A 21,011-nucleotide genomic window follows, 5' to 3' on the forward strand; every position below is an offset into this window, starting at 1 on the left:
TATGGCAGCTAAACACATTCACGCAATTTATACAGACGACGACATCTTAATGCAAGCTGTCAAGCAAGTACGTTCAGAAAACTACCATATTGAAGAGGTGTATACACCGTTCCCGGTTCACGGTCTTGACAAAGTGATGGGACTGGCGCCGACAAGAATAGCAATTTGCTCTTTTTTATATGGTTTGGTGGGACTTGCAGTAGCAACGGTAATGATGAATTTCATTATGATTGACGACTGGCCTCAAGACATTGGAGGAAAGCCAAGTTTTACCTATATTCAGAATATGCCGGCGTTTGTACCTATTATGTTCGAATTAACGGTATTCTTTGCGGCTCACTTAATGGTACTTACTTTTTATATGAGAAGTAAATTATGGCCTTTTAAGAAAGCGGAGAATCCAGATCTTAGAACAACAGATGACCATTTTTTAATGGCCATAGATGCAGGACACCACGATGTAGAGAAATTAAGTAAGTTTTTATACGATACAGGAGCATTGGAAATTAGTTTAATTGAAAATGACGATGACCACTAATATGAAAAAGATAATCAAAATAGCATTTGTTACAGCAGTTTGCCTTATGGTATTCTCTTGCGCAAATGAAAACAGTCCAAACTATCAATACATGCCAAACATGTATTCGCCTGTTGGGTACGAAACCTATGGTGAATATGAAATTTTTGAAGGTCAGCAAGAAGCAATGCTACCCGCCGAAGGTTCTATTCCACGTGGATGGTCTCCGTACGATTATGAAAATACCACTGAAGGTCTCGAATTGGCAAAAGTTGAATTAAAGAACCCTTTAGAAGTAACGGATAAGAATTTAGCCGCTGGCGCACAATTGTATACGATTTACTGTGCGGTGTGTCACGGAGATTCAGGGGACGGACAAGGAATCTTAGCACAACGTGAAAAGTTTTTAGGGATACCTAGTTACGCAGCCGAAGGTAGAGTAATTACCGAAGGTGGTGTCTACCACGTACAAATGTACGGGTTGAACTCAATGGGGTCTTATGCATCGCAAACCAATGAGTTGGAGCGCTGGCAAATTACCCAACACGTAATGAATTTAAAAGCACAGCTTAAAGGAGAGCCTTTATTGGTGCCTAAGAGCCAGGATTCTTTAACCAATATGGTTGAAGTGTTGAACGAAAATATAACTGAAGATAACAGTCCAATACAGACTGAGACTTTAGAAGAAACTAACTAAGAATTTAAAGAGATAGTTAAAGATATGTACACGCTACCCAGTAAATTAAAGTTATTTGCGATCATTTTTATGGTGGTTGGTGCCCTTGGAATGCTTGCAGGTTTCCTAACAGCTCCAAGTACAACTGCCGAAGTAAAAGAAATGATGGCAGCTCACGGTGATGATCACGGGGAAACCGCTGCTCATGATACTGCCGAAGGCGATCATAACGGTGAATCAGCTTCCCATGACACTATGAAAGAAGATCAGAAGGGCGATCATGGTGAAACTGTAGAAAACAGTGAAGAAAAACACTTAACGCACGTGTTGCACCAATTGCAAAACAGACCGTGGTCTGCATTGTATATTGCTTCGTTCTTTTTCTTTATGATTGCATTGGGAACATTAGCTTTTTATGCTATTCAGCACGCTGCACAAGCCGGTTGGTCTCCAGTGTTATTCCGAGTAATGGAAGGTATTACAGCGTATTTACCTTGGGCTTCCGTAATCATTATTATTTTATTATTGCTCTCAGTATTTCACGTAAATCATATTTTTCACTGGATGGATGGGGATTTAATTAATCCGGATAGTCCTAAGTATGATAAACTAATCGCAGGAAAAAGTAGTTGGTTAAACCCAACGTGGTTTATTATACGAGCTTGTATTTACCTATTAGGTTTCAACTTATACCGTTATTTCTCAAGAAAATGGACGTTGAATCAAGACGATGCAGAAGATAACCGTTGGTTCAAAAAGAACTTTAAATTGGCCGCAGGATTCTTAGTATTCTTTATCTACACCGAGTCTATGATGTCTTGGGACTGGATTATGAGTTTTGATCCACACTGGTTCTCAACGTTATTTGGTTGGTATGTATTTGCAGGAATGATGGTTTGTGCAATTACAGTAATCGCAATGGTTACTATTGTACTGAAAAGCCAGGGATATTTAGAATATGTAAACGATAGTCACATTCATGATTTAGCCAAGTATATGTTCGGTTTCAGTATTTTCTGGACGTACCTTTGGTTCTCTCAGTTTATGTTAATTTGGTATGCAAACATTCCTGAAGAGGTAACGTATTTTGTTACAAGAATTGAAGATTACAATTTGCCTTTCTTTGGAATGGTAGCGATGAATTTCCTCTTTCCAGTGCTATTATTAATGAATAGCGATTACAAACGTGTAAATTGGTTTGTAATTTTAACAGGAATTGTAATCCTTTTAGGACACTACGTGGATGTATTCAATATGGTAATGCCAGCGACCGTAGGAAAGTCTTGGTTTATTGGTTTGCCAGAAATTGGAGCGATGCTTTTCTTCTTTGGTCTTTTTGTTTTGGTTGTGTTTACAGCACTTACAAAAGCACCATTATTAGCCAAGCGTAACCCATTCATCAAAGAAAGTAAACACTTTCACTATTAATAAGAATTAAAGAAGACAGATACCGATGACCGCATTTTTAGTTGTATTAGTAATCATACTTTTTGCAGTTGCTATTTGGCAAATGAGCAAGATATTTCAGTTGTCTCAAAACAAGTCAACCCTCAGTTCCGAAATAGCTAATGATAAAGACAATAACGTAAACGGTTGGCTCATGATGGGCTTTACTATATTTACATACGTATTATTAGTAGTTTGTTTTTGGAAATGGTGGGACGTATTACTTCCAGAAGCCGCTTCAGAACACGGATCAGAAATAGACAGTCTCATGTTTATCTCTATGTCCTTGATATTTGTAGTAGGATTTTTCACCCTTTGGTTGTTAGGATCTTTTTCTCTTAAGTATCGCGGAAAAGAAGGACAACGTGCTACTTTTTTCGCAGATAACGATAAACTGGAATTCATCTGGACTATTATTCCTGTCATTGTTCTAGCAGGATTAATTATCTACGGATTGTTTACTTGGACAGACATTATGAATGTAAACGATGAAGATGATCCTATGATTATTGAGTTGTATGCGTATCAGTTTGATTGGAGAGCTCGCTACAGCGGTGAAGATAATACGCTAGGTGAGGCCAATGTTCGATTAATTGAAGGTGTAAACCAATTGGGAGTAGATGCTTCAGATCCAAACGCACAAGATGATATTGTTGTAAACGAATTACACTTACCAGTAGGGAGAAAAATAATCTTCAAAATGCGTTCACAGGACGTATTGCATTCGGCATATATGCCACATTTTAGAGCACAAATGAACTGTGTGCCTGGAATGATTACACAATTCTCATTTACACCAAGCATCACTACAGAAGACATGCGATTGAATGATGAAATGGTGGCGAAAGTTAGAAAGATTAATAACATTCGAAAAGAAAATAGCAAGGCATTAGTAGCAAAAGGTGATGAGGCATTAGAGCCTTATGAGTTTGATTATATGTTACTATGTAACAAGATTTGTGGAGCCAGCCACTATAACATGCAAATGAAGATTGTTGTAGATACTCCCGAAGAATACGAAGCTTGGATAAAGGAACAACCTACCCTAGCCGAAGCCTTAAAAAAATAATAAAAAAAATAGCTTAAAAGATATGTCAGCACACGCAATTGACCACGTAGAAGATCATCACGACGATCACGGGCATCATCATAAAGAAACATTTGTGACTAAATATATTTTTAGTCAAGACCACAAAATGATTTCTAAGCAATACCTTATTACAGGTTTGTTTATGGGTATCATAGGTATTGCCATGTCTATATTGTTCAGACTACAATTAGCCTGGCCAGATGTAGAATTTACCATCTACGAAGTTTTATTAGGAAAATGGGGTGAAGGTGGCGTTATGGATCCTAATGTTTATTTGGCATTAGTGACTATTCACGGTACGATCATGGTATTCTTTGTATTAACAGCAGGTCTAAGTGGTACCTTTAGTAACTTATTAATTCCATTGCAAATTGGTGCCCGAGATATGGCCTCAGGATTTCTGAACATGATATCCTACTGGTTGTTTTTTCTCTCTAGTATTATTATGGTAATGTCGCTGTTTGTAGAGGCTGGACCAGCATCTGCGGGATGGACTATTTATCCGCCATTAAGTGCTTTGCCACAGGCAATTCCAGGATCTGGAGCAGGGATGACGCTTTGGTTGGTATCTATGGCAATCTTTATTGCATCCTCTTTATTAGGATCACTTAACTATATTGTTACTGTCTTAAACCTACGTACCAAGGGGATGTCTATGACTAGACTTCCATTAACTATTTGGGCGTTTTTTGTAACAGCTATTATTGGTGTGGTTTCATTTCCAGTATTATTTTCAGCAGCATTAATGTTGATTATGGATAGAAGTTTTGGTACGTCCTTCTTCTTGTCAGATATTTATATAGCCGGTGAGGTACTACACAACCAAGGAGGTTCTCCAGTATTGTTTGAACACTTATTTTGGTTCTTAGGCCACCCAGAAGTATATATTGTAATCTTACCAGCCATGGGTATGGTTTCTGAAATTATGGCTACAAATGCACGAAAACCTATTTTTGGGTATCGAGCGATGGTTGCTTCTATTTTAGCAATTGCATTTTTATCTACCATTGTTTGGGGTCACCATATGTTTATCTCGGGAATGAATCCATTCCTAGGATCTGTATTTACTTTTACCACCTTATTAATTGCAATTCCTTCAGCAGTAAAATCATTTAACTGGATTACAACGCTTTGGCGTGGTAATTTACAGATGAACACAGGAATGCTCTTTTCCATTGGTTTTGTTTCTACCTTTATTACGGGTGGATTAACAGGAATTATTTTGGGAGATAGTGCCTTAGATATTAATGTACACGATACGTACTTCGTAGTAGCTCACTTCCACTTAGTTATGGGTATTTCTGCATTGTATGGTCTATTTGCCGGAGTGTATCACTGGTTCCCAAAAATGTTCCAAGGACGCCTGCTCAATAAGAACTTAGGATATGTTCACTTTTGGGTAACCGTTATAGGTGCTTATGGGGTATTTTTCCCAATGCACTTTATTGGGATGGCTGGATTACCAAGACGTTACTATACCAATACAGCGTTTCCGTACTTTGACGATTTAACCGATATAAACGTGGTCATCACCATTTTTGCTATTATCACAGCTGCGGCACAATTAGTATTCTTATACAACTTTATCCACTCTATGTTCCACGGAAAGATAGGACCTAAAAATCCTTGGAAATCTACTACGCTAGAATGGACTGCAGAAGTTAAGCACATTCACGGAAACTGGGATGGACCCATACCTGAAGTACACCGTTGGTCTTATGACTATAGTAAGTTAAACGATGATGAAACAGATTATGTAATCCCAGGACAGGATTACGTACCACAGCATATTCCACTTCAAGAAAACGAAGAAGAGATGAATCATTAATCATCTTGAGAATGCGGATCTCTAAGCGAAGATTCTGTAATAAATTACATAAAAGCCCCTTCAATTTAATTGAAGGGGCTTTGTATTGAATGAAATATACGTAATACTACGTATTGTGCTATTCTTGTAGCTCATGTAATTTAGTAGTTCATAAACTAGTATAGCCAATCGACTGGGGAGTCGATGGCTAATAGAGCCGAAATGCAATGCATTCGGCTCTTTTTTTGTTTTTAGAAAATTATTGTTTGACTCCTCGTGCAGGATAGCCTTTCTTTTCTATAAAATCAATAGCATTCAGCAAGTCTTTAAAATGTGGACGCGCAAAAGGCATGGTTTGTATAGAAGAGAGATACAAGGTGGTATCTGGTTTTACCAAAAATAATCCAGGTTCTGAAAATATTTCTGGCTCACTGTCCGAAATACTGGTAGAAATATATAATCCCCACGCTCTGGCTTCTTTTTCAGATAAACCATAGGCAATAGGAATCGCTTCAATATCCCATTCGTCTTCTGTTTTCTTGGCACGTTTTTCAGAATCCATACTTATACCAATTACATTAATGCCACGCTCGGTAAACGCATCGAGTTTGTCTTTTAATTCCTCCAATTGTTCTTTGCATTTTGGGCAGTGATACCCTCTGTAAAAAACAAGTAATGTATATTTTTCAGGACTTTGTTTTTGTAATTCCCATTGGGTACCGTTAACAAGGTCTAACGTAAGGTTGGGTACTTTATGTGTTGGTGTAATCATAATTTTTATGTTTTTTATTTTAAAATAAATATAAAAGTATTGGTACTGGTATACTGCCAATGGATTGGTAATCTCTTGTTAAAGAGTTTTAAATGTTTTTTCATATTCTAAATACATTGAAATCAATTTTTTCTAAAATAAATTTCATGAGGCGCGTAACAACTTTAATGCACGATAGAAACTTTAATACTTATCTTTGTACTATGAACGAAAACTTGGATGCCACAGGCGAAAACTTCTCTCCGCAAGACCTAGACTTAGAAAAAAAGTTGCGTCCGCTTTCCTTTGACGACTTTACAGGACAGGATCAGGCGTTAGAAAATTTAAAAGTTTTTGTACAAGCCGCAAACCTCCGTGAAGAGGCGTTAGACCATACTTTGTTTCACGGCCCTCCGGGGCTTGGAAAAACAACTTTGGCACATATACTCGCCAAGGAGTTGAACGTAAATATTAGGGTAACTTCTGGTCCTGTTTTGGACAAGCCAGGAGATCTTGCAGGTTTATTGACCAACCTAGATGAACGTGATGTGCTTTTTATAGACGAAATCCATCGCCTAAGTCCCATCGTAGAGGAATATCTTTATTCTGCCATGGAAGATTATAAGATCGATATTATGATTGAGTCTGGGCCCAATGCCAGAACCGTTCAAATTAATTTATCACCCTTTACACTTATTGGTGCTACTACACGATCAGGATTGCTTACGGCACCTATGCGAGCGCGTTTTGGAATCGCTTCTCGACTTCAATATTATACGACGGAATTACTTACAAATATTGTACAACGTAGCGCCACCATTTTACATATGCCCATCACTATGGAAGCAGCCATTGAGATAGCGGGTAGAAGCAGAGGTACACCTAGAATTGCGAATGCGTTGTTGCGCAGAGTTCGTGATTTTGCGCAAATTAAAGGGGATGGAAATATAGATATTAAGATTGCCAAATACGCACTAGAACAACTACACGTAGATGCGCACGGCCTGGATGAAATGGATAATAAAATCCTTACCACTATTATTGATAAATTTAAAGGAGGTCCTGTGGGGATTACCACGCTAGCGACCGCAGTTTCTGAAAGTGCCGAAACTATTGAAGAAGTGTACGAACCTTTTTTAATCCAGCAAGGCTTTATTATGCGTACTCCAAGAGGTCGCGAAGTAACCGAAGCTGCCTACAAACATTTGGGGAAAGTAAAAGGTCCTACGCAGGGCGGATTGTTTTAAAAAGAAATACTAAAGGGTCAAAATTTAAAGCCAAATGTCAGGCTGAGCACTATGTGAAAAATTATGATGAATAATTTTGAGGATACCCAACGCAGTTGTCGAAGCCTAATGGAACGACGAAAAAAAAATACAGTTCCAATTTTCTATTTTAATGAAAGTTCGCTTTAGTTATTTATGAAATCCAAACAAAACCAAATCCCAACCGTTCCCCTCACTAAATTTCTAAAACACTCCTTAGAAATTTTAAAGAACCCTTTGCCATTTCATCATAATAATTTTGAACGCTTGGGCGATACCTTCAGATTAAAAATTGGGTTTAAAAATTCGGTAGTCTTTTCTCGGGATGCTGCTTTCTTGCAATATGTCCTTCAGAAGAACCAACGCAATTATACCAAGTCAAAAATACAGACCGAAGATTTAGCCAAATATGTTGGGAAGGGATTGCTCACTTCAGAAGGCACACTTTGGAAACAACAACGCAAACTCATCCAGCCCGCATTTCATAAAAAGCAACTGGCAAATCTGTTAGGCACCATGCATAAAACTATTGCAGCTGAACTTCAGAAAATTGAAACAGGGAAGCCTTTTGAAATCTCTTCAGTGTTTAGTGATTTGGCTTTTCAGGTGGTCGCCAAATCATTATTTAGTGGTGGCGTTTCCGAAGCACAAATTAAACGATTACAGCACATTACCGAAGAAGCCCAAAAAATGCTGGTACGTGAGCTTCGGCAACCGTATTTGCATTGGTGGTTTATCCTAAGTGGGGTGCTTCAAAAACACATCAATCTAACCCATGAAGCCCGATCCATCCTCAAACAATTGGTAGCGGATAGAAAAAAGAGCGGCGTTCGTGAAGACGACTTGTTGGACATGTTGCTAGATGCTCGATACGAAGATGGCAATGCCATGGACGAAGAACAATTGATAGACGAAATTTTAATTCTCTTCACCGCAGGGCACGAAACAACTAGCAATTCGCTTACGTTTACCACGCAATTACTCGCCAAACATCCCGAATACCAAGAGCAGATTTTTAATGAAACTCAAAAGGCGGAAGCTGAAACTAATGATTTAATGGAATTGCTGCGCAAGGTGCCTATTACTACCCGCGTGATTGAAGAGTCGTTGCGTCTCTATCCGCCAGCCTATTTTATTGACCGTGTGAACATAGAAGCAGATGAGTTCAGCGGAATGAGATTTGAAAAAGGAACTAGTTTACTTTTTGCGGTACATGAAATTCATAAAAGTGAAACACATTGGGAGCATCCATTACAATTTAATCCCAACCGTTTCGCTAATAAAAATTATAGCGATTATGCTTCATTTTATTATCCTTTTGGTGCAGGACCGCGTATGTGTATAGGAAATAATTTTGCGATGTACGAAATGGTGCTTGCTGTTTCAACGCTTTGTAAAACCTTCGGCATAGCGAAGAAAAATGATGCGATAGAAATTAATCCCTTGATTACCTTAAAGCCTAAAAATGCTATCTTACGGTTTGAAAAGCGATGATAACAATATAAAGTGGGTAATAAATCATACAATACTACTTTAATCAAATCCGAAGCTCAGCGTCTAGGCTTTCTCTCTTGTGGGGTAAGCAAAGCGCAATTTTTGGAAGAAGAAGCGCCGCGACTGGAAAAATGGCTCAACCAGAATATGCACGGTGAAATGAGTTATATGGAAAATCATTTCGACAAGCGACTAGATCCTACAAAACTGGTGGAAGGCTCCAAAAGTGTCATCTCTTTATTGCTGAATTACTTTCCAGCTGAAACACAATCTGAAGATTCCTATAAAATCTCCAAATACGCCTATGGAACAGATTATCATTTCGTCATAAAAGACAAGCTGAAACACCTATTACACTACATCCAAACCGAAATTGGCGATGTACACGGCCGCGCCTTTGTAGATTCAGCTCCTGTGTTGGATAAAGCGTGGGCCGCCAAAAGCGGACTGGGATGGATTGGGAAACACAGCAATCTGCTTACGCAAAAAGTAGGCTCGTTTTATTTTATTGCAGAGCTAATTGTTGATCTGGATTTAGACTACGATTCACCAGTAACCGACCATTGCGGCAGTTGTACCGCCTGTATAGACGCCTGCCCAACGCAAGCCATTGTGCAACCGTATGTGGTGGACGGCAGCAAGTGTATTAGTTACGCAACCATAGAGTTAAAAAATCAAATTCCTAGTAGTTTCAGCAAGCATATGGACGACTGGATGTTTGGTTGTGATGTATGTCAGGATGTGTGTCCCTGGAATCGTTTTAGCAAATCACATAGGGAGCCGTTGTTCAATCCACATCCTGAATTGCTTTCCAAAAGCAAAAAAGAGTGGGAGGAAATCACCAAAGAAGTCTTCAACGAAATTTTCAAAAAAAGCGCCGTAAAACGCACCAAATATGAAGGCTTAAAACGAAATATTGATTTTCTGAAATAGTAAAAAATACGCTTCCATTCTCAGCCGGATAGGGTTAGGAACAAATGTGAAAACAAAATTATTTTAACTCCTTCCCCCAGCGGCTAACAACTTTTAATAAAACTAATGCTTAGAATCCGCGTGTCGGGGGAAGGTGGATTTCGGTTAAATCTTTAAAATTAAATTCCAAATTACTTTTCCCGAAATTCGGATGGGGGACTTCTCAAAAAACCGTTTAAAAAATTCACTCTTTACCGTTACTCCCGTACCTTTGTTTTACAGTAAATATATATTTATGAGCAAACAAAGTAGACGTCGAGAAGCCCTTTTGTACCACGCAAAACCCCGTCCTGGGAAAATACAAGTGGTGCCTACAAAAAAATATGCTACCCAAAGAGACCTTTCATTAGCCTATTCGCCAGGGGTGGCAGAGCCTTGTTTAGAAATTGCTAAAGAAGTAAATAACGTCTACAAATATACCAACAAAGGAAACTTAGTTGCCGTGATCTCTAATGGAACAGCAGTGTTAGGCCTAGGAAATATTGGTCCCGAAGCGTCTAAGCCCGTAATGGAAGGAAAGGGTCTGCTGTTTAAGATTTTTGCAGATATTGATGTATTTGATATTGAAGTAAATACGGAAGATATTGATGCTTTTGTTGAAACCGTAAAAAATATAGCGCCAACATTCGGCGGAATTAACTTGGAAGATATTAAAGCTCCCGAAGCTTTTGAAATAGAACGAAGACTGAAAGCAGAGCTGGATATTCCTGTAATGCATGACGACCAGCACGGTACTGCCATTATTTCGGCAGCCGCATTGTTGAATGCGTTGGAATTAACAGGAAAAAATATTTCAGAAGTACGGATAGTGATAAGTGGTGCAGGTGCAGCGGCTGTTTCGTGTACCAGATTGTACATAGCGTTTGGCGCAGACAGAAAGAATATTGTAATGGTGGATAGTAAAGGAGTAATTCGTGATGACCGCGACTCCCTTTCCGAAGAAAAAAGCGAATTTGCCACACACCGTAAAATTGACACCTTGGAGGAAGCCATGGAAAATGCCGATGTTTTTGTAGGTCTTTCTATTGCCAATATTGTTACTCCAGAGATGCTAAAAAGCATGGCGAGCAATCCAATTGTATTTGCTATGGCAAATCCAGATCCGGAAATTGAGTACGACGTTGCTATTGCTACCAGAGAGGATCTAATTATGGCAACAGGCCGCAGTGACCATCCCAATCAGGTGAATAATGTACTTGGTTTTCCCTTTATTTTTAGGGGTGCGTTAGACGTAAGAGCGACAAAAATTAATGAACCCATGAAAATGGCTGCGGTGAAAGCGCTGGCAGAGCTTGCTAAAGAACCAGTGCCAGAGCAAGTGAATATTGCTTATGGAGAGACGAAACTCAACTTTGGGCGCGACTACATTATCCCGAAGCCATTTGATCCCAGACTGATTGCCATGGTGCCACCTGCAGTAGCCAAAGCGGCTATGGAAAGTGGTGTGGCTACGGAGCCAATTACAGATTGGGAAAAATACCAAGACGAATTGTATGAACGCATGGGAAGCGACAATAAGATCATTCGTTTGTTGTTAAACCGGGCTAAAATGGCTCCCAAACGTATTGTTTTTGCTGAAGCAGATCAACTAGACGTGTTAAAAGCTGCGCAGATTGTGCACGATGAAGGCATTGGAATTCCTGTGCTCTTAGGGAGAAAGGAAATTATTCTGGAGCTCATGGAGCAACTAGAATATGAAGCCGAAGTTGAAATTATAGACCCTAAGAGTGACGAACAAGAAGAAACCCGAAATAGATATGCTGAAAAGCATTGGAGTAACCGTCGTCGAAGTGGCATAACTCTTTATGATGCCCAGGGTCTTATGCGTTCCCGAAATTACTACGCAGCAATGATGTTGAACGAAGGAGATGTAGATTGTATGATCTCGGGTTATTCAAGAGCCTATCCTTCGGTTGTGCGTCCAGTACTGGAAACTGTGGGAAGGTTTGAAGGCGTGGATAAAGTGGCCACAACCAACTTAATGTTGACCAAGCGTGGACCTATGTTTATTTCAGATACCTCTATCAATATAGATCCTACTGCCAAGGAGCTTGCCAAGATTGCGCAAATGACCAATCACACTATGAAAATGTTTGGTCTTACGCCTGTAATTGCGATGATTAGTTATGCAAACTTTGGCTCCTCCAAAGATCCGCACGCGACCAAAGTAAGGGAAGCGGTAGCATATTTGCACCGTAGTAATCCAGATATGTTGGTAGATGGTGAGTTACAGACAGACTTTGCCTTAAATTCAGAAATGCTTCAGAAGAAGTTTCCGTTTTCAAAATTGGCAGGTAAAAAGGTAAATGCATTAATATTTCCAAATTTAGATTCAGCAAACAGTAACTACAAGCTGCTTAAAGAATTAAACAATGTAGAATCCATAGGTCCTATTATGCTTGGGATGAAAAAACCAGTGCATATCCTTCAACTAGGAGCCAGTGTAGAGGAAATTGTAAACATGGCAGCCGTAGCGGTGGTAGATGCACAACAAAAAGAGAAGCGGGTTAAAGAGTTAGAAACTTCAGATTAAGTGCCGTTTATTTTAGTAAATATGGGCTGTGCCAATGCAAATAATTATGTTATATTTGGCGTTTTAACCTTACGTTAACATTATGATTACCTATTTACAGGGAAGGCTTGTACAGAAAAATCCAACCGATGTAGTCATAGATTGTAATGGCATAGGCTATTTAGTCCATATTTCATTACACACATTTTCGCAACTCCCCACGACCGAAAATGTAAAATTATTCACGTATTTGCTGGTTAAAGAAGATTCGCACACCTTGTTTGGTTTTGCGGGAATAGAGGAACGAGAAATTTTCAAATTATTAATCTCGGTTTCGGGTGTAGGTGCAAGTACGGCTAGAACCATGCTTTCTTCATTATCGCCAGACCAGGTTAAAGATGCTATCGTGAACGAAGGAATAGCAACCATTCAGTCTGTAAAAGGAATTGGGGTTAAAACAGCACAACGAGTCATCTTAGATTTGAAAGATAAAATATTAAAAGTATATGGCTTGTCTACTATTTCTGGAACAACAAGCAATACTAATAAAAATGAAGCGTTATCTGCATTGGAGACGTTAGGTTTTGCTAGAAAACAAGCTGAAAAGGTTTGTGATAAAATTGTACAGCAAGACCCTGGGGCAAGTGTAGAAACGATAATAAAATTAGCTTTAAAAAATTTGTAGACTTTGGGCGCAAAAAATTACGATTACACAAAAGTTCTTTTCGGGCTTTTCTTGGTTTTAGGAGTTTTATTTGGAGGAACTCAAACAGCAACGGCTCAGGATTCCACCGCAACTGGTTCGGAAATGGGAAGAATGGATCTTCCTAATCCGCCAAGTATTCAAGATTTATACACCTACGATGCCGTTACGGAAAGGTATATTTATACGAGAACCTTAGGTAATTTCAACATTTCTTATCCGCTTATCCTTACGCCGGAAGAATACCAGGATTTAATCCTGAAAGAGCAAATGAAGCAGTATTTCAAAGATAAAATTGATGCTGCCGATGGAAGAAAAGAAGGTTCTGAAGAACTTCAGAAAAACTTGTTACCTACCTTTTATGTGAATTCCAACTTTTTTGAAAGCATTTTTGGAGGCAATACAATTGAAGTGATCCCACAGGGAACCGTGGAGATGGATTTAGGGCTTTTATACACCAAACAAGACAACCCATCGTTTTCGCCACGAAACCGTAGCAATCTTTCTTTCGATTTTGACCAACGTATTAGTTTAAGTTTGTTGGGTAAAGTGGGAGAACGGCTTCAGGTAACCGCCAATTACGATACACAATCAACGTTCGATTTTCAGAACCAGATAAAACTAGAGTATACTCCTACCGAGGACGATATTATTCAAAAAATTGAAGTAGGTAACGTAAGTATGCCTCTTAATAGTACCTTAATCCAAGGAGCTCAAAGCTTGTTTGGGGTAAAAGCACAATTACAATTTGGAAAAACAACTATTACAGGGGTGTTTTCTGAACAGAAATCTGAAACCAGAAGCGTAACTGCAGAAGGAGGAGCCACTATTACAGATTTTGAATTATTTGCACTGGATTACGATGAAAACCGTCACTTTTTCTTATCACATTATTTTAGAGATAATTACGATAGAATTTTAAGCCAATACCCTTTTATAAATTCAAACGTACAGATTACAAGATCTGAAGTATGGATTACCAACCGCGCAGCAAATACGCAAAATGTTAGGAATATTGTTGCATTACAAGATATAGGAGAGGCAGATCCTACAAATATTGGCTTGCCCTTTGTGCCAGGAGGTTTTATTAACAAGCCGAAAAATTCTTTTCCAGATAACAGCAATAACGATTTTAACCCTTTTGGAATAGACGATCCTTCAGTTCCTAGTATCTTAAATAATGCCATACGAGATGTGGCAACTGTTGGTCAGGGATTTGGCGGTGTGCGTGTAAGTGATGGTGTAGATTATGTAACGCTGGAAAATGCAAGAAGGTTAAACCCTAACGAATATAAATTGAACACACAATTAGGATATATTTCGTTAAACCAACGTTTAAGTAATGATGAGGTATTAGCTGTATCGTTTCAGTTTACCGTAAATGGGCGCGTTTTTCAAGTTGGAGAATTCTCAAACGACGGGGTAAGTGCTACTGGGGAAACAACGCCTTTTGACCCTAACAACCCAGATCCAGATCCAAGCGAAGATCCACAAGGATTGCCACAGAACTTAGTGGTAAAACTTCTTAAGAGTAATATTACGAATGTACAGGAACCAATTTGGGATTTAATGATGAAAAACATCTATGCATTAGGTGCTTTTCAGCTAGAACAAGAAGACTTTAGATTAAACATTTTATATACAGATCCTTCGCCGCTCAACTATATTACTGCGGCGCCCGGAACACCAGAATTCCCAGCCACTGCGCTTCCAGAAGATGTTGAAGACAATGTGTTATTGCGTGTTTTTAACCTGGATAGGTTAAATTTTAATGGCGATCCACAACAAGGGGGAGATGGATTTTTCGATTTCCTTCCTGGGATTACGGTAGATACTCAAAATGGGCAAATTATCTTTACCACCGTTGAACCTTTTGGAGAATATTTGTTCGATAAACTAGACAATGACAATCAGGGTCCTGGTGATTATAATAATGATATAACCTATAACGCGAATCAAAACCAATACGTTTTCCGAAGCTTGTATACCACTACCAAGACACAAGCGGAACAACAGGATAGTGATAAAAATAAATTTCAATTAAAGGGTACATATAAATCTACGGGCGCAGATGGTATTCCTATTGGTGCCTTTAATATTCCACAAGGTTCGGTAACCGTAACTGCTGGAGGAAGAACCTTGGTAGAAGGAGTAGATTACACGGTGAATTATCAATTGGGACGTGTGCAAATTATAGATCCTTCACTTCAAAATTCTAACACTCCAATTAATATTACTACGGAGAATAATACACTTTTCGGTCAGCAAACAAAGCGATTTACTGGTTTGAACGTAGAGCATAAGTTTAATGACAAGTTTCAGATTGGAGCTACCTATTTAAATTTGAGTGAAAAGCCGTTAACGCAAAAATCTTCTTTTAATGCAGAACCCATCAATAATAGTATCTTCGGTATAAATGCAAATTACTCTACCGAAGTACCTTTCTTAACGCGTTTGGTGAATAATTTACCAAATATTGATACAGATGTAGCTTCCAATATATCACTTCGTGGGGAATTTGCCTATCTATTACCTGGAGCCCCTAAAGTTTCAGATTTTGATGGTAAAGCGACCTCTTATATAGACGATTTTGAAGCTTCTCAAACTGGTATTGATGTAAGCTCACCGCTTACTTGGTTTTTAGGAAGTACTCCTGTAGGTTTTGGAGGAGAGTTTGGTAATGGAAATCTTCAGTACAACTATAACCGTGCAAAACTTGCCTGGTATACTATTGACCCTATTTTTTATAGCAGTCAACGACCAGACGGCATTAACGATGAAGATCTTTCTTCACCTTTTACACGTCGTGTATTTAGAGATGAAATTTTCCCGAATCAAGACTTAATTCAGGGTCAAACCCAAGCGTTATTCTCTTTGGATATGGCATATTATCCTAGCCAACGTGGGCAATACAACTTTAACCCCGAAGCTGCAGGAGGAAACACATTACCTAACCCAGAATCAAGATGGGCAGGTATCACGAGACAACTTACCACTACAGATTTTGAGCGCTCCAACGTAGAATTTATTCAATTTTGGGTCATGGATCCATACGTACACGATGATGCTATTAATGATGATGGTTTCTTGACCTTTAACTTAGGTAATATCTCTGAAGATATCTTGAAGGATGGTAGAAAACAATATGAAAACGGACTGCCTCAAGACGGGGGAACTCTTAACACCACGCCAACCGCTTGGGGTAAAGTGCCTACAAATCAATCGTTAGTATATACTTTTGATACACAAGGACAGGAACGAGTAAATCAAGATATTGGACTGGATGGTATTTCGGATGCCACTGAAGGAGCTATGTTTCCATCCTTTTCAGGATTGCCAGATCCAGCGGGTGATAATTACGAGTATTTCTTACAAGCTCAAGGCGATATCTTAAGTCGGTATTTACAATATAATGGTACAGAAGGTAACTCCCCAGAAAACGTAACAGACACCAACAGAGGAAGCACAGCACAACCAGATGTAGAGGACATAAACCGTGATAATACCATGAACACGGTAGATAGTTATTATGAATACCGTGTTCCTATTTATCGTGGAATGAGTGTAGAAAATAACACCAGTCTTAACGGAGGTGAGCAAGATTTTATTACAGATGTTCGCGAGATAGAAGTAACTACTCAGGACAACAACGTTATTCCAGTGCGTTGGGTACAGTTTAAAGTGCCAATTAGCCAGCCAGATGAAGCGGTAAATGGTATTTCAGACTTTAGATCTATACGTTTTATGCGTATGTATATGTCTCAGTTTAATCAGAACACGGTATTGCGTCTTGGAACCTTAGAATTGGTTAGAGGAGATTATAGAAGGTTTACGGAAACATTAGATATTACTAACGAAGATCCGGATCTGGACGATACTGTTTTTGAAAATGAAGCAGTGAATATTGAAGAAAATGACCAAAGAACACCAATTCCTTATGTATTACCTCCAGGAGTTTTCCGTGAAGAACTAAACAACAACAACAACTTAATTCGTCAAAACGAACAATCAATAGCCTTGCGGGTTTGTGGTTTAGAAAATAATGATGGTCGTGGTGTGTACAAGAATTTTAATGTAGACATGCGTCAATATGAAAATCTGGAGATGTTTATTCACGCAGAATCACTGGAGAATCAAACACTTCTTTCAGACGGTGACATGACTGCTTTTATACGTTTAGGAAACGATTTAACACAGAACTTTTATGAAATTCAAATTCCGTTGAATCCTACCTCATTTGGTTCCTCTTCTGCGGAACAAGTGTGGCCTATAGAAAACCGTTTGCGACTTCCTTTGCGATTGCTGCAGGATTTAAAGACACGTGTCTTGGGAGACCCTACTATAGACCCAACCGAAACTACCTTTATTTCACAGTCTGAGCTTGATGAAAGTACCATTGGTTCGGAGAATGAATTATTATTAGGTATAAAAGGGAATCCAAGTTTTGGAAACGTGCGTATTATTATGTTAGGATTACGTAATAATTCTGGACAGGAAATATGTGGAGAAGCCTGGTTTAACGAGTTACGTCTTTCAGAATTGAAAAATCAAGGTGGATGGGCTGCAGTGGCGAGTATGGATGCTAACCTAGCAGATTTCGCAACCGTGAGCGCTACGGGTAGAAGAAGTACGGTTGGTTTTGGATCTATTGAACAAGGACCTAACCAAAGAAGTCGTGAAGATTTACAACAGTACGATGTAGTTACAAACATAAATCTGGGGCAAATGTTGCCGAAAGATTGGGGAGTACAATTACCTTTTAACTACGGAAGGTCTGAAGAATTAATTACCCCACAATACGATCCGGAATTTCAGGATATTGAACTGGATGCACGATTAGATAATACCGAGGATCAAGCAGAGAAAGACCAAATTAAGGAACAATCTGTAGATTACACTAAGCGCCAAAGTGTTAATTTTATTGGTGTGCGAAAGGATAGAACTGGGGATAAAAAACCTAAGCCTTGGGATGTAGAAAACTTAACTTTTTCAGTTACGTATAACCAAGAAGATCATCATGATTTTGAAATTGAAGATGCCTTGGAACAAAACGTACGTTTAGGAGGAACCTATAATTATTCTTTCAATCAAAAAGCATACGAGCCTTTTAAGAAAAACGATTCATTATTTACAGGAAAATATTGGCAGTTTCTTAAAGATTTCAATGTAAATTACTTGCCTACCAGTTTGGCGGTAAGCTCTAATATTACGAGACAATACAATGAGCAAAAGTTTAGAGAATTAAATCTTATACCTGGCAATATTGGTTTACCAACACTGTATCAGCGTAACTTCTTATTCGACTGGCAGTATACCATTAATTATAATCTAACTAAGTCGTTACGCGCTAATTTTACAACATCCAATAACAGGATAGTCACTAATTATATTGACGACGTAGGTTTTGCAGACAATACAATAGGTGTTTGGGATGGTTTCTTCGATATTGGAGATCCTAATCAGCACTTTCAATCGCTACAAGTAAATTACGATTTACCATTTGATAAATTTCCTTTCTTGAAATTTATCCGGGCTACGTATTCTTATACAGGAGATTTCCAATGGCAAGACGGTAGTGATCTTTTTAACAATATAGAAATACCATTGTCTAATGGGACTGTAGAAACCTTCAATTTAGGAAATTCCATTCAGAATGCGCAAACGCATAGGATTAATTCTTCTTTGGATATGAATGCTTTTTATCGCTATGTAGGTCTTACAAAAATTAAAAAATCTAGAGGCACTAATAACGCTGGTGGTGGCTCTGGTGGTGGTTCAGGAGATAATGGTGGACGTTTAGACAAAGGGGGTGCCGCAAAAGGAAAAGGAGATAATAGTGAAAAAGGTCTAGAAGAAAATGCTACAGCAAAGGGCGGTACTTCAAAACTTAGTGGTGCAGGCAATACTGGAGCGGGTGGTGCCGGAGCGGGTGCTGCCGGAAGTAGTTCTCTGGGTGTTGGAGAGAAAGCTGCAAATACACTTATAGGCCTAGCGACCAGCATCAAGAAAATTGCATTAAACTACCAAGAAAATCAAGGTATATTTTTACCAGGATACACACCATCTATTGGTTTTATTGGAACTCTAAAACCGTCGGCTGGATTTACATTTGGTAGCCAGGCCGAGATTAGAGAAAGAGCTGCAAGAATGGGCTGGTTAACATTATATCCAGAATTTAATGAACAATACACAGAGGTGGAAAGTCGCCAGTTGGATGCTCAAATAAATTTAGAACCACTTGAAGATCTCAAAATAGACATTAACGGTAGCAGAATTTATTCTGAAAGCTATGCCGAAAATTATATTATTGAAAACGATATTTATAGGTCATTAACACCTAATACTTTCGGAAACTTTAATATTTCCACACTCCTTATTCAAACGGCATTTAGCCAGAGTGATGAAAATACATCGGCGGCGTTTAACGATTTCAGATCCAACCGCTTGATTGTAGCGAGAAGATTAGCGACAGAATTTTATGGCACCTCAAGTTTCCCAGTAGATGACGAAACTGGATATCCAGTTGGATTTGGACCTAACAGTCAGGAAGTTCTATTGCCGTCGTTTATTTCGGCATATAGAGGAAGTGATGCTTCTAAAGAAAAAACAGGAATCTTAAGAGATATACCACTTCCAAACTGGGATATTAAGTATACAGGTTTAATGAATCTTGCCTGGTTTAAGCAACGATTTAAGCGTTTCTCTTTACAACATGGATACAGGGCTAGTTATACGGTAAATCAGTTTCAAACCAACCTGGATTTCGATAGCAATAACCCAACAGCAACAGATCAAGCTGGAGATTTTAAGAGTAGAGTATTGTTGACAAACGTTAACCTTACCGAACAATTTTCACCCCTTATCCGTGTGGATTTTGAAATGAAAAATTCTGTAAAAATACTGGCAGAATATAGAAAAGACAGAGCTTTATCATTAAGTTTCGCCAATAATCTTTTAACCGAAATTCAAGGGAACGAAATTATTCTTGGATTAGGATATCGTATAAAAGATTTGCGTATTGCATCGAATTTTGGAGGTAAAAAGACAATTTTGAAGAGCGACCTTAACTTTAAGGTAGATGTATCTAGAAGAGATAATAAAACAATTATTAGATATCTAGATATTAACAATAACCAGACAACTTCCGGACAAACTATTTATGGTTTAAATTTCTTGACAGATTATGCGTTGAGTAAAAATTTAACCGCTTTATTTTATTTCGATTATTCTTTTTCAGAATATGCTATTTCTACAGCATTCCCACAAACAACAATCCGTTCTGGGTTTACGCTGCGATATAACTTCGGAAATTAACCAACAATAACAACAAGAAGTAAAAATTTTAAATTATTATGAATGTACCTTCCAACCTAAAATATACAAAAGACCACGAATGGATTAGCATAGATGGCGACGTGGCCACAGTGGGTATTACAGATTTTGCACAAGGAGAACTGGGCGATATCGTGTATGTAGAAGTAGAAACGCTAAATGACACCCTGGATAAAGATGAGGTTTTTGGAACCGTAGAAGCTGTAAAGACAGTTTCAGATCTTTTTCTACCACTTTCCGGAGAAATAGTAGCTTTTAATGACTCTTTGGAGTCGGAGCCAGAAAAAGTAAATTCAGACCCATATGGCGAAGGATGGATGGTAAAGATTAAGATTTCTAATCCCGATGAAATAGCAGACCTTTTAACCGATGCGGCCTATAAAGAAGTTATTGGCGCCTAAAACGCTGCTACTATTAGCACTGTGCTATACACTATTTATAAGTGT

At 38.6% G+C, this 21,011-nt stretch carries 13 protein-coding genes; 12 read left to right on the plus strand and 1 reads right to left on the minus strand.

What is annotated here, in order from left to right:
• The first annotated feature begins 1 nt into the window (after position 1).
• From ACQ2HF_RS06050 to ACQ2HF_RS06070, 5 genes are read left to right on the plus strand one after another with little or no spacing between them, the layout of a single operon-like run.
• A complete protein-coding gene (locus ACQ2HF_RS06050) occupies positions 2 to 538 on the plus strand; it encodes a DUF3341 domain-containing protein (protein ID WP_432412630.1) in 537 nt (178 codons plus the stop codon).
• Position 539: 1 nt separating this feature from the next.
• A complete protein-coding gene (locus ACQ2HF_RS06055) occupies positions 540 to 1,214 on the plus strand; it encodes a c-type cytochrome (protein WP_432412631.1) in 675 nt (224 codons plus the stop codon).
• 24 nt (positions 1,215 to 1,238) lie between these two features.
• Entirely contained in the window at positions 1,239 to 2,621 is a 1,383-nt protein-coding gene (locus ACQ2HF_RS06060) for a quinol:cytochrome C oxidoreductase (protein ID WP_432412632.1), read from the plus strand.
• Positions 2,622 to 2,646: 25 nt separating this feature from the next.
• The gene (locus ACQ2HF_RS06065; protein WP_432412633.1) at positions 2,647 to 3,708 is read left to right on the plus strand and encodes a cytochrome c oxidase subunit II; all 1,062 of its coding nucleotides are present in this window, start codon (positions 2,647 to 2,649) and stop codon (positions 3,706 to 3,708) included.
• Between the two features lie 22 nt (positions 3,709 to 3,730).
• Positions 3,731 to 5,557, plus strand: coding sequence for a cytochrome c oxidase subunit I (locus tag ACQ2HF_RS06070; protein WP_432412634.1), 1,827 nt, complete (start codon positions 3,731 to 3,733; stop codon positions 5,555 to 5,557).
• Between the two features lie 238 nt (positions 5,558 to 5,795).
• On the opposite strand, the gene ACQ2HF_RS06075 is transcribed toward ACQ2HF_RS06070, so the two are convergent.
• Positions 5,796 to 6,308, minus strand: a complete 513-nt coding sequence (locus tag ACQ2HF_RS06075; protein ID WP_432412635.1) for a peroxiredoxin-like family protein — start codon at positions 6,306 to 6,308, stop codon at positions 5,796 to 5,798.
• 203 nt (positions 6,309 to 6,511) lie between these two features.
• Between ACQ2HF_RS06075 and ruvB the strand changes: the two genes are divergently transcribed.
• The 7 genes from ruvB (at position 6,512) to gcvH (ending at position 20,966) form a co-directional block, all read left to right on the plus strand.
• The gene (ruvB, locus tag ACQ2HF_RS06080; RefSeq protein WP_432412636.1) at positions 6,512 to 7,534 is read left to right on the plus strand and encodes a Holliday junction branch migration DNA helicase RuvB; all 1,023 of its coding nucleotides are present in this window, start codon (positions 6,512 to 6,514) and stop codon (positions 7,532 to 7,534) included.
• 174 nt (positions 7,535 to 7,708) lie between these two features.
• Positions 7,709 to 9,046, plus strand: coding sequence for a cytochrome P450 (locus tag ACQ2HF_RS06085; protein WP_432412637.1), 1,338 nt, complete (start codon positions 7,709 to 7,711; stop codon positions 9,044 to 9,046).
• A 12-nt stretch (positions 9,047 to 9,058) separates the two neighbouring features.
• On the plus strand, positions 9,059 to 9,979 hold the full coding sequence (gene queG, locus ACQ2HF_RS06090) for a tRNA epoxyqueuosine(34) reductase QueG (RefSeq protein WP_432412638.1): 921 nt from the start codon (positions 9,059 to 9,061) through the stop codon (positions 9,977 to 9,979).
• 274 nt (positions 9,980 to 10,253) lie between these two features.
• Positions 10,254 to 12,551 (plus strand): NADP-dependent malic enzyme, encoded by a 2,298-nt coding sequence (locus ACQ2HF_RS06095; protein ID WP_432412639.1) that lies wholly within the window; start codon positions 10,254 to 10,256, stop codon positions 12,549 to 12,551.
• 82 nt (positions 12,552 to 12,633) lie between these two features.
• The gene (gene ruvA / locus ACQ2HF_RS06100; protein ID WP_432412640.1) at positions 12,634 to 13,215 is read left to right on the plus strand and encodes a Holliday junction branch migration protein RuvA; all 582 of its coding nucleotides are present in this window, start codon (positions 12,634 to 12,636) and stop codon (positions 13,213 to 13,215) included.
• 3 nt (positions 13,216 to 13,218) lie between these two features.
• Positions 13,219 to 20,547, plus strand: a complete 7,329-nt coding sequence (gene sprA, locus ACQ2HF_RS06105) for a cell surface protein SprA (RefSeq protein WP_432412641.1) — start codon at positions 13,219 to 13,221, stop codon at positions 20,545 to 20,547.
• Between the two features lie 38 nt (positions 20,548 to 20,585).
• Complete coding sequence (gene gcvH, locus ACQ2HF_RS06110; protein ID WP_432412642.1) at positions 20,586 to 20,966, plus strand: glycine cleavage system protein GcvH; 381 nt, start codon at positions 20,586 to 20,588, stop codon at positions 20,964 to 20,966.
• Positions 20,967 to 21,011: the final 45 nt, after the last annotated feature.

This window comes from Rasiella sp. SM2506, from assembly GCF_050859505.1.
Lineage (GTDB): Bacteria > Bacteroidota > Bacteroidia > Flavobacteriales > Flavobacteriaceae > Marinirhabdus.